A 6,890-nucleotide genomic window follows, 5' to 3' on the forward strand; every position below is an offset into this window, starting at 1 on the left:
ATGAGAAAGATAACTGTTTTTATTTATTTAATAATAATTATTTTTTTCTTAATTGGATCAGTTTCTGCAGAAACTGATCAATCAGAGCAGACGATGGTATCAGCACTTTATTTTCAAACAGATATCAGAGAAGCTCTAAACGATCTGGTGCTGCAGTCAGGAGTAAATATAATTGCAGATGATACAGTTCAGGGTCTGGTGACTTTAGATTTAGAAAACGTTCCCCTGGAAAAGGCTCTGAAAATGATTTTACTGAGTGGTGGATACTCCTTTAGACGTTTTGATGATTACTATCTGGTTAGTATGGCAGATCCTCGCAGTCCTGCATTTCAACATATGGCAGAAAGCCGGAATATTAAATTAAAGTATATTACAACTTCTGAAGCAAGAGATTTATTACCTGCTTTTTATGATCCATTTTTAAGAAGCAGTGAAGAAAGAAATTCAATTACTATTACAGCTACTCCCGCTATAATTGAAGAATTTATTGAGGAAGTAAATAAAATAGATTCACCACCAGAACAGATTCAGATCCAGTTCGTTGTTACTGAGATTTCCAGTGATTTAGTCAAAGAATATGGTGCAGACTTATTTGATTATTTAAGAGAAGAAATAGTGGGATCTGATGGTTTAATTTATAATAATGAATCTGTGGAATTATCATGGTATGGAAGTTCCGATAGAATTTTAACTAATTTAAAAGCGCTTGAAAAAAGAGAAGATCTGGAAATAAAAGCTGATCCCAGGTTAATTGTCCAAAATAGAGGAACAGGAACTTTATTTATTGGCGAAGAACAGGTCATTATTTTGGAACCTGAAGATGCTTCTGCAAGACTGGAACGGGTAGAAGTAGGAGTAGCATTGGAGGTAAGTCCCAGAATAATAGGTAAAGATGAAATTGAGCTTAATATATCCCCTTCTATAAGTCATTTCACTGAAGAAATGGATCAAAGGCTGAGAATTAGACGTAGTGAGATTACATCAGTGATTCATACTCAGGATAAGGAAACACTGGTTATGGCAGGAATGACTATTGAAAATAGGAGAGATAATATTAGAAAAGTTCCTATTTTAGGTGATATTCCTCTAATAAGATGGTTTTTCCGCCAGGATAGAAAAGAAGATTCTGAAAGAGAATTATTGATGTTTATTACAACTGAGATAATTAATCCAGCAGAATAGGGGAGGAGTTATTATGGAATATTATAAAAAATATTTCTTATCTCCATTTTGGTTTCTTTTTATAATATTAATTATATTTATATCTGCGATAACAGTTGTGGCGAGCTCTAATTCTGAAGAAATTATGAATATTAACTCCTCTAATTTTAATAATCAGATATCAATAAACCACATATTATTTAAACTTGAAATAATAGATGTTACCGATAAAAATATAAGCAGTTTTAATTTAGAAAGATTTGAATATGAAGAAGAAAATGATCAGGAATTTAATTTTATAAATAAAGATCAGCTAATCGAATTTTATGGCAATAATTTTGAGATTATGCTGCAAAAATTAAGAGAACAGGAGTCGGAAGAATCAATTTTAAGTCCCAGAATTATTGTGGCACCTGGTCATACTGCAACTTTACAGGTAGCAGAGGAAGAATTATATCTAGATGTAGAATCAGTTGATTCTATTACCTACACAAATATTTTTGAATTAGATCTTACTCCAAAGAATGAATTTGATAAAGAAGAAAATCCGATTTTGACAGTTATTAACTTAAAAACTGGAAAAGGTCCCACAGGGATAGCAACAGAGGTCTGGATCAAACCAGCACAGCCATATCTATTGGCTCTTATGGAAAGTACGAGAAAGAATAGAATAGAAAAAAAAATTGGAGAGAGAAAAGAAATTGAAAAAAGATATTTTGCTGTGTTTCTTACTGCTAGACCGGTTGGTGTTTTGACTCTGCCAGACTTATCAGTTAGTCTTGCTGGTCTGGAAGAAATTTTTAATCACCGAGAGCTTAGCCAAAAAGAAACAAGACTGATTTTAAAATATGCTTATGAGAAAAAGATTGATCAAAATCAAAAAATATCATTAAGTGGATTTTATCAAAATGATTCTAACATTAAAATTGATTTAAAATTAAATGAAATCTTAACAGATAGACATACTATTTCTTTATCCGGTCATATTTATGATAATTTATGGATGGGATTAGAGTTTATTAAGCTGGCAAATAAAGAAAATGAATTAGCATTAAAATTCAGTGATCTGGTTAAACTTGGACCTTTAAAACTAGATGCAGGTTTAAATCCTCTTACTTATAATTTTGAAGACAGGGAAAGTAATTATAAAAATCCTAACTGGTATATAAGAGGAGAATCAGACTTAGGACAAAAATTAAATTTTGCTTTAGAATACAGATCTTTAATTGAATATGATTTTGCAGGAATAGATGTAGCTTATGATTTTAATAATTATGGATTGTTATTTGGCTATACCTGGAATGTTGATCTTGATCAAGAGGAATCGTATTGGTTAGGGTTACAGTATGAGTTTTAAATTGTTTATTTAATTCATTTTCAATTATTGTTTTTAAATAATAATAGATATTTTTGCAGTCTTTTAAAGTCTTTCCACTACAAGGCAGGGGCTGAAAATTCAGCCCCTGAATACAATCAGAACAGAAATGTTCTGTTTAACCCCGGTATTATTTTATGCTGGGGTTTTAATTTAGACTGACAAAAATTATTTTATAAATTTTGATAGTTTAATACTTTTAGTAACTTCAGCTCCTTTATATTCCCATTTTAAAAAAACTTTTAAATAAAGGATTGATTTAAAAATTTAATCCATTTTTTTATTTTTAGAGATTTTTTAGAGATTTATTGGAGATTAATTCAATATCAAATTGTTATGATTGGTTTAACAAAAAGGTGGTGGGAAATATATGAAGAGAAAAATATTTTTTATAATATTAATTATTATTTTCCTGTCTCAGATTAATGTGGAAGCAGCTGGAGTTTATCTTGGCAGTTTTACCCCTCAAACAAATGAAAACTTTAGTTTTTCGATTCCAGTTCAAAATCTGGAAGGAGAAATAATCACCATCTCAACCTCAGATGATTATTTCAGAGCAGAAACAAATAAGATTGCAGCTTCAAATCTAAAGTTAGTAAATAGAGATAATTCAATTCCATTATCAAGTAGAGAGCTTAAGATAGAAAAAAACAGTTTACTTTACAACTTTTCTTTAAATTTTCAACTTAATTTAAAAGCAGAATATAAGCCGGGATTATATAGTAATATTATATTTTTAAAAGATAAAAATAAAATTTTAGAATTAGAGGTAGTTTTTGAGATAAGACCCTGGATGGAAATCCTTAATGGAGCAGTTCAGAGTGCAAAAATAGAAAATGTCGATAATCGAACTATGGAGCTTCTCAGCTCTGGCCAGCAGAAAATATTGATCAGATCAAATACTAACTGGAAACTCAAAGTAATGATAACGGAAGCAAGTAAAGATAATCTTTCAATTCGAGTAGCAGCTGATTCTGAGAGTAGATCTTTTGTAGATTATAAAAGTGATTTTATTAAATTAAATGAAGTCGAAACAGTTATTGCCAATGGTTCGAATACTGCAAAATTGAGTTCAGGCCAGGTAGAAATTTTTTATCAGCTGCGGATAGAAGATTTTAGAAAAGTAAATGCTGGAGAAAAAAATTATCAGATTAATTTTAAACTTGAATAAATAAAAGCAGCCTATATTATCAGCCTCAGCTGATATTTAATATAAAGTCCTAATGTGGAAGCAGGTTTCTAAAATTACAAGGAGGTATTTATTATGAAAAAAATGTTGGTATTAGCTTTCGTGTTGGTATTTGTTCTCTCAGGTGCGGTATTTGCTCAAGATGGTATTCTCAATGATGATGGCGATTTTGAGTGGGATCCTGGAGTAGTAGGAGGTTTAATATGGCAGGAGGGAGAATTATATGCTAATTATGATGTTGACACAGGAGATGGAGTTGTTTTTGTAAATCATATAGATGCTGATAATCCTGGTGATTATACAAATTTAGAAGAGTTCGATAGAAGTGGAGAATATTTAGATGTAAATACTGAAGAATCTGATAAACAAGAAGTTGCAATCACATTACCTGCAGAAGCTTATATTCCCTGTTATTTAGAAATGAGATTAACAGGTAATCAGGGAACAACTTCAGCCATCAGTTATGGCCCTAATGCTTCAGCAACCGGTACAACATTACCTCAAGGTCAATCTGGATACCATATGGTATTTGATAATGAAATCGGTGGCTATTTAGATGCAAACTGGATATCCCTAGGTCACGGTAAGAATGCAGAAATAGATCCCGGTGATGAAGTGTTTATTGGAGCCTGTGATATCTTTGCAGTAGAAGTTATCTCCAATGATAATTATAAATATGAAGTAACTTCTGAAGCTTTAGTTGGAGAAGGTGGAGCAGCCGGTCATAAACTTCCAATGTATATGAGAACAGAACTTAATGGAAATGTATTACCAAATGACTTTATCTTTAATGCAGAAAGGACTTTTACCCGTACAAGAAATGCTGGCGTTAAATTAGAAGCACTGCATAACTTCAAAGTACCTTTCAGTATGAATACTGTTCATGGTCACTATTCTGGTGAAGTAGTATTTAGAGCTGTTACAATTTAAGTAAAGCATGACTAAGTAAATACAACTTTTCCACTACAAGACAGGGGCTGAAAATTCAGCCCCTGAATAAGTAGAAAGGAGTAACTTCTATGACTAAAAAAATAAAAAACATTAATATGTATTTGATGTTTATTTTAACTATTGGTTTAATTCTATTAACTGCAAGTTCAGTGTTTGCAACCATTAGAGTTGAACCTTCCAGAATAATTTTAAATGCCTTAGAGAGAGAACGCAGCACCGGGATGATAGAGGTAGTTAATAATGGAGAAGAAGAAGTAGAATTAACAACAGTCTTAAAAGATTGGAGTTTAGATGAAAGAGATTCAGTTGTAGTTTTTGAAGCAGGTGAGACTGAATATACCCTGGATGGTTTAATTAAGTTTAATCCAAGAGAATTTACTCTGGCTCCAGGACAAAAACAGATAGTTAGATTTACAATTTCCAGTCCGGAAGCAGAAACTCCAATAGAAAGAAGAGGAATAGTTTTTGTAGAACATGAAACAGATTTAATCGATAATGCAACTGGATCAAGGGTTAAAAGTCAAATTGGTACAACTATTTATTATATTCCGGTTGGTGTTAAATATGATTTTAAGTTTACTGGCTTAAGAGTCTATAATAGCCCAGAACCAATGCCCCAGGGCATTTCCCTAAGAATTAAAAATGATGGGAATGGACATCTAAGATACTATCCGGCTTATAAAATAGTTGATCAGAATAACAAACTTGTAATGGAAGATAAATTTACTCAATTATTAATTCTCCCTAAAAATGAAAGACAATTTTCATTTTATCTTAAAGATAGGCTAGAACCAGGAAACTACAAATTCATGCTGGAGTTTAGTTTTTATAACACAGATCGAGTTGCTGAATACCAGATTCCGATTAAAATAGAGTAGGCTGGTGGAAAACATGAAAAACTTAATATTAGTTACTCTATTTGCTCTGTTGTTCTTTATCTCGGGCAATCTTCTGGCCCAGGAATTAGTAGAAGATAATTTAGATATTGAAACAAGCATTGTCTTATTGACCCTCTTTGATATAAACAGAGAACAGCCATATGATCAGGATGACTTTTTTGAAATATTCTATTTTACTGATGAAGACTATATTCTTCTGCCGGCAAATTTGATAGCACCCTATCTTGAAGTGGAGCTTAATTTTAATAGAGATCTATCTCTTTTGACATTAGAAAAAGAGGATAGAGAAGTAAGGGTCGATTTGAGGGCAAAGGAATATTTAGATCATCCAGAATGGAACGAAAGGACTCCAGTAATTTATGGAGGAGAATTTTATCTGGCAAAAGAAGTTTTTGAATATCTAACCGATTATCAGATTAGCTGGAATAATTCTCTGCAGGAAGTTGTAGTGGAAGGCAAATTTTTTGAAGATATTGAGATAGAAGATGGCCTGGAAGAGGATGAAGAAGAAAAAATCATCTATCAGAAAGAAGAAAAAGAGATCTTAGGAGAGGAGTTGGCAGCTTTTCAGCTAAGTTCTGTTCATTACCGGGTTCAGTTAAACCTGGAAGATAGAATTTTTGGAGATTTAAATAAAGACCTAACTGGAGATTTAAATTTTTATGGCAGAACCGGCAACTGGGCCTATTATTTTAACAATGATCTTAAATACAATATTGACAGCAGTGAAATTGAATATGAACTTGATAAACTAAAATTTAAATATCAAGAAAATAATATGCTGATCATTGCCGGAGATCATGATTTCAGGCTGGAAGAGACAATGGGAAATAACGAAATGCAGGGAGTATATTTTTCACTGCCAGATAGATTGAGCTATAAATTAATTCCCTATACTAATGTAACAGTAAAAGTAAAAAGAGAAGATCAGATCTCACTTTATCTTAATGATAATTTAGTTAAAAAAAGAAATATTAAATCTGATGGAGAATATACTTTTGAAAATATTGAACTAAGAGCCAGATATTTAAATAAAATTGAAGTTGTAAAAATAACTTCAGAAGGAAAAGAAGAAAGAAATGTAAGTTATCTTGCTGGTTCAAGTGATGTTTTAAATTCAACGGTAAAAGAAACAGAAGTTTTTGCCGGCCGCTATCGAGATGACGATTATTCTGGAGAGGGGTGGGAAGGTTATTTTGGAGCACTACGGGCCAATTATGTAAGCGAATTTCATAAAAATAAGCCTTGATATAACAAAGATTTTAATGATATAGAAAGGGCTTCACCCCATTCTTGTCGAATTAAATAGTAGCAC

The 6,890-nt window shown here is 31.8% G+C and carries 6 protein-coding genes; all 6 read left to right on the top strand.

Translation table 11 applies throughout. The features are described from left to right. The 6 genes from DFR80_RS12910 (at position 1) to DFR80_RS12935 (ending at position 6,824) form a co-directional block, all read left to right on the top strand. A complete protein-coding gene (locus tag DFR80_RS12910) occupies positions 1-1,182 on the top strand; it encodes a secretin (RefSeq protein ID WP_114490191.1) in 1,182 nt (393 codons plus the stop codon). Between the two features lie 13 nt (positions 1,183-1,195). After that, positions 1,196-2,518: a hypothetical protein gene (locus tag DFR80_RS12915; protein ID WP_114490192.1), complete on the top strand. Its 1,323-nt coding sequence runs from the start codon at positions 1,196-1,198 to the stop codon at positions 2,516-2,518. Between the two features lie 388 nt (positions 2,519-2,906). Then, complete coding sequence (locus DFR80_RS12920; protein WP_114490193.1) at positions 2,907-3,707, top strand: hypothetical protein; 801 nt, start codon at positions 2,907-2,909, stop codon at positions 3,705-3,707. A gap of 93 nt (positions 3,708-3,800) precedes the next feature. Beyond that, positions 3,801-4,655 (top strand): hypothetical protein, encoded by an 855-nt coding sequence (locus DFR80_RS12925; protein ID WP_114490194.1) that lies wholly within the window; start codon positions 3,801-3,803, stop codon positions 4,653-4,655. Positions 4,656-4,744: 89 nt separating this feature from the next. Next, on the top strand, positions 4,745-5,554 hold the full coding sequence (locus DFR80_RS12930) for a molecular chaperone (protein ID WP_114490195.1): 810 nt from the start codon (positions 4,745-4,747) through the stop codon (positions 5,552-5,554). A 13-nt stretch (positions 5,555-5,567) separates the two neighbouring features. After that, on the top strand, positions 5,568-6,824 hold the full coding sequence (locus tag DFR80_RS12935) for a hypothetical protein (RefSeq protein WP_114490196.1): 1,257 nt from the start codon (positions 5,568-5,570) through the stop codon (positions 6,822-6,824). Positions 6,825-6,890 lie beyond the last annotated feature (66 nt).

This window comes from Halanaerobium sp. ST460_2HS_T2, assembly GCF_003337665.1.
GTDB lineage: Bacteria > Bacillota > Halanaerobiia > Halanaerobiales > Halanaerobiaceae > Halanaerobium > Halanaerobium kushneri.